General features: G+C 66.8%; 1 protein-coding gene. It reads right to left on the minus strand.

The genetic code is table 11. The features are described 5' to 3' along the window. The coding region (locus tag ACF8GB_RS08525; RefSeq protein WP_392526868.1) for a contractile injection system protein, VgrG/Pvc8 family at window positions 1–485 on the minus strand (485 nt) is incomplete at its 3' end. Between the last annotated feature and the right edge of the window lie 144 nt (window positions 486–629).

Consider the following 629-nt stretch of genomic DNA (forward strand, 5'->3'; position numbering starts at 1 on the left):
CCTTCCTCGGCGGCGAGGCGCTCGACAAAGGCGAGGTCGGTCTCGCCGGCCTGGACGCAGTATTCGCGCGGCAGGTGCTCACGGGTGGAAACGAGCTCGACATCGGTGATGCTGTGCTGGGCGATGACCTGTTCGATGATCTGGGGAACACTCAACGCCTGAAAAATGCGCCAGTCGGCGCACAGGCCGAGGCGGGCCAGGGCGGGCTCGACGGTGGCACGGTAACGGGTGCGGCGGTGGCCGGTGTCGGCTTGTTCGAAGGTGCTAACCAGGCCATGGACATGGCGCACAACACTGCCCTGGGCAATGCTGAGGGTCAGGGGCTGGTCGAGCAGCTGGGCGAAATCGATGGCCGGGTCGAAGCTGGCCAGCTCGAGGTGCAGGCGAAAGGGTGTGGAGAGGGCCTCGTCGAGGGAGAAGGCGGCCACCTCGAAATCGCCGGCAGGTGCGGTGACGGTGAAGTGCAGGTCGGATTGGCGCGGCATGACGTGCTCCTTGCGGGCCGGAATGAGATATCCGGCTGTCCGTGGGCAAAGAGAAACCGCTGCTGGCGGTGGCCGGCAACGGCGGTTCGCTTATCAGGCGACAGGCTTGCGCCAGTCGTCGGAGGCCTCGGTGCCGGCCACGGC

Source organism: Pseudomonas sp. xss_4 (genome assembly GCF_043104125.1).
Lineage (GTDB): Bacteria > Pseudomonadota > Gammaproteobacteria > Pseudomonadales > Pseudomonadaceae > Aquipseudomonas > Aquipseudomonas parafulva_B.